Raw genomic sequence first — 3241 nt, 5'->3', positions numbered from 1 at the left:
GCGCACGGCCATGATGCCGGTCGGCACGCAGGGCGCGATCAGGTCTGACACCTCGAAGAAGCTGCGGCCGCGACGGCGCCCGAACAGGTACAGGCCCAGCAGCACGCCGAGCAGGCCGCCGTGGAAAGACATGCCGCCATCCCAGACCCGGATGATCTCGGTCAGGTGATGGACGTAGTAACCGGGCTTGTAAAAGAAGCAGTACCCCAGCCGTCCGCCCAGCACGACGCCCAGCACGCCGTAGAACAGCACGTCGTCCACGTCCCGCTTGGTCCAGCCCACGGCTGCATGCTGGGGCATGCGCGAGCGCAGCGTAGCCAGCCACAGGAAGAGGCCAAAGGCGATCAGGTAGGTGATGCCATACCAATGGATGCCACCGGAACCGATGTGGACGGCGATGGGGTCGAACTGAGGATGAACCAGCATGGCTCGATGGGAAGAAGAGCGGCCGGCATCATAGCCAGCGCCCTCCTCCCGCCCCGTCAGGCCAGGTCGGCCAGCAGCTTTTTCGCCTCGTCGACGTTGCGCGGATTGGCGCGCTTGTTCTGCACGAAGCGCTCGAGCGCCGCCCTGGCACCGGCCTTGTCGCCCTTGGCGATCAGGGCCTGGCCCAGGCGATGGTCGATGGGCATGCGCTCCGCACCTTCCAGGGCCCGCGCGCGCTCGAAGGCCTTGACTGCTTCATCGAGCTGGCCCTGCTCCGTCAGCACACGGCCCAGGCCATAGGGGCCGGCGGCGTGGCCGGGATAGTCGCGCTGCAGGGCCTCGAAGATGCCGCGGGCCTTGGGCAGGTTCTTCTGCTCCATGAACTCGAAACCCAGGCGCGTCCACTGGCCGCGCAGCTCGCGGACCACCGTGCGGTCGTCGCCCGGTTTGGCGCTGGCCAACTCGCGCTCGGCGCCGGCCCAATCCTTGTCGTTCATGGCGAGCATGGCGCGCAGCACCTTGGCCTGCTCGGGCTGGCGCGGCTGCGCCTCCGCGGCCAGCTCCTTGGCCTTGGGCACGCTGCCGCCGGCAAAGCCCGGGGCCATCAGATAGAACTGCGTCAGGCCGCTGCGTGCCTCGAACAGCGCCGGATCGAGCTCGACGGCCTTGGCGAACTGCTCCTTGGTCTTGCTCGCCAGGCCAGGCATCTTGAAGACGCTGGCCGCCATGGCCTGCTGGCCGTAGACACGCCCAAGGGCATAGCTGCAGACGGCCTGCGGGCGCTTCTCTGAGCAGTTTTGCAAGGCAGGGATGGCTGCCTCCAACCGGGCACCGTCGTTGTCGTCGACGGCGGCCATGGCGAGAGCGACAGCGGCCTGGTCGTCATCACCCTTGGCTTTGGCGGCGCGCACGAGGTCGGCGGTCTTGCCGGCATCCAGCCACGCCTGCCATTGCGGGTCCTTGAGCAGGTCGGCCTGGGCGGCGCCGGCCAGCAGGGCCAGGGCGAGGGGGAGCAGGCGAAGGGTCATGCAGGGGTCTCCAGAGTGTGAATTCGTTAACGTTGCAGCAGCATCCACGGCGACACGGGTTTTTACGCATGACTTCAGGCATGGGTGCGCACGTGCTCGACGAAGCGCGCGACGACGGGCGGCGCGTCGGCGCGCCAGATCAGGCTGGTCTCGACCTGCGGTGCACCGGGCAAGGCCCGGTAGGTCACGCCGGCCCGTTGCAGGCCCTGCAGGCTGGCCGGCACCCAGGCCACGCCGATGGCGGCGGACACGAGGTTGACGATGGTCTGCATCTGGATGGCCTCCTGGGCCACGCCAGCCGCACCGTGGTGGGCCAGGATGGCGTCGTAGAGCGACGGCGCCACCTCGCGCGGAAAGATCACCAGCGGCGCCGCGCGGCATTGGAGGTCTGTGGGTGTTTCATCGCTGCTGGGCAGGGCCAGCACCAGCGGCTCGACGCCGATGGACAGGCGCTGGAAGCCAGCCGGCGCGGCGCCCGGCGTGTGGATGACGAAGCCGGCGTCGATGCTGCCGGCCTCGAACTCGCGCAGCTGCACGTCCAGCGTCGCTTCGCGCAGCGCCAGGGCCACCTGCGGGCAGGCCTCGCGAAACGAGCGCAGCCATTGCGGCAGGCCGCCAAAGCCGACCGTCGACACAAAGGCCAGCCGCAACCGGCCGGCCAGGCCGTCGGCAACCGCCCTCACCTCGGCCGGCAGCGCTGCGGCCTCAAGCAGCAGCTTGCGCGCCGACGCCTGCAGCGCCGCTCCCGCCGGCGTCAGTCGCACGCTGCGRCTGCTGCGCTCGAAGAGCTGCACGCCGAGCTGGACCTCCAGCTTGCGCACGGCCTGGGTYAGCGGCGGCTGGCTCATGTGCARGCGCTCGGCGGCACGGCCGAAGTGCAGCAGCTCGGCCACGGCGAGGAATTGCTGGAGGGGGCGCAGTTCGATCATTGATTCACCACGCATATCAATTCAGAGTGAACAATATATTTGAAAAGCAAACTCAGGCGCGCCAAACTGCCGGCTTCTCCAGGAGACCGTCATGAGCTTCAACCGCCGTAGCAAGAACATCACCGAGGGCGTTGCCCGTGCGCCCAACCGTTCCATGTACTACGGCATGGGCTACCAGGAGAGCGACTTCGGCAAGCCGATGATCGGCATCGCCAACGGCCACTCGACCATCACGCCCTGCAACTCCGGCCTGCAAAAGCTCGCCGACGCCGCCGTCATCGGCCTCAAGGCCGCCGGCGCCAACGCCCAGCTGTTCGGCACGCCGACCATCTCCGACGGCATGGCCATGGGCACCGAGGGCATGAAGTACAGCCTGGTGTCGCGCGAGGTCATCTCCGACTGCGTGGAGACCTGCGTGGGCGGCCAGTGGCTGGACGGCGTGATGGTCATCGGCGGCTGCGACAAGAACATGCCCGGCGGCATGATGGGCATGCTGCGCGCCAATGTGCCGGCCATCTACATCTACGGCGGCACCATCAAGCCCGGCCACTACAAGGGCCAGGACCTCAACATCGTCAGCGTCTTCGAGGCCGTGGGCCAGTTCAGCGCCGGCAAGATGAGCGAGGAAGATTTCTGCCAGATCGAGAAGCGCGCCATCCCCGGCAGCGGCTCCTGCGGCGGCATGTACACGGCCAACACCATGAGCTCGGCCTTCGAGGCCCTGGGCATGAGCCTGCCCTACTCCTCCAGCATGTCCAACGTCGAGGACGAGGTGGTCGAGAACGTCAAGCTGGCGGCCGACTGCCTGGTGGAGGCCGTCAAGGCGGCGGCCGACTGCCTGGTGGAGGCCGTCAAGGC

4 protein-coding genes are annotated in these 3241 nt (G+C 68.0%); 1 reads left to right on the top strand and 3 read right to left on the bottom strand.

All coding sequences use genetic code 11. The features are described from left to right. From lgt to ACXJKR_RS28020, 3 genes are all read right to left on the bottom strand, one after another. On the bottom strand, nucleotides 1-426 hold a 426-nt coding region (gene lgt / locus ACXJKR_RS28030), incomplete at its 3' end, for a prolipoprotein diacylglyceryl transferase (RefSeq protein ID WP_457325624.1). 56 nt (nucleotides 427-482) lie between these two features. Further along, nucleotides 483-1454: a tetratricopeptide repeat protein gene (locus ACXJKR_RS28025; protein ID WP_457325623.1), complete on the bottom strand. Its 972-nt coding sequence runs from the start codon at nucleotides 1452-1454 to the stop codon at nucleotides 483-485. A gap of 74 nt (nucleotides 1455-1528) precedes the next feature. Then, nucleotides 1529-2383 carry a LysR family transcriptional regulator gene (locus ACXJKR_RS28020; protein WP_457325622.1) on the bottom strand — a complete coding sequence of 285 codons (855 nt, stop codon included), beginning with the start codon at nucleotides 2381-2383 and terminating at the stop codon, nucleotides 1529-1531. Between the two features lie 91 nt (nucleotides 2384-2474). Here ACXJKR_RS28020 and ACXJKR_RS28015 point away from each other — a divergent pair. Then, nucleotides 2475-3241, top strand: a 767-nt coding sequence (locus ACXJKR_RS28015; protein WP_457325621.1) for a dihydroxy-acid dehydratase domain-containing protein, incomplete at its 3' end; no start/stop codon positions are given.

The sequence above is a fragment of the Roseateles sp. P5_E11 genome, assembly GCF_054049355.1.
The sequence above is the reverse complement of the archived record's forward strand: the minus strand, read 5'-3'. Positions and strand labels throughout refer to the sequence as shown.

Bases quoted from the DNA above. Each gene is read 5' to 3' on its own strand.
- ACXJKR_RS28025 (WP_457325623.1), bottom strand. From the start codon at position 1,454: ATGACCCTTCGCCTGCTCCCCCTCGCCCTGGCCCTGCTGGCCGGCGCC.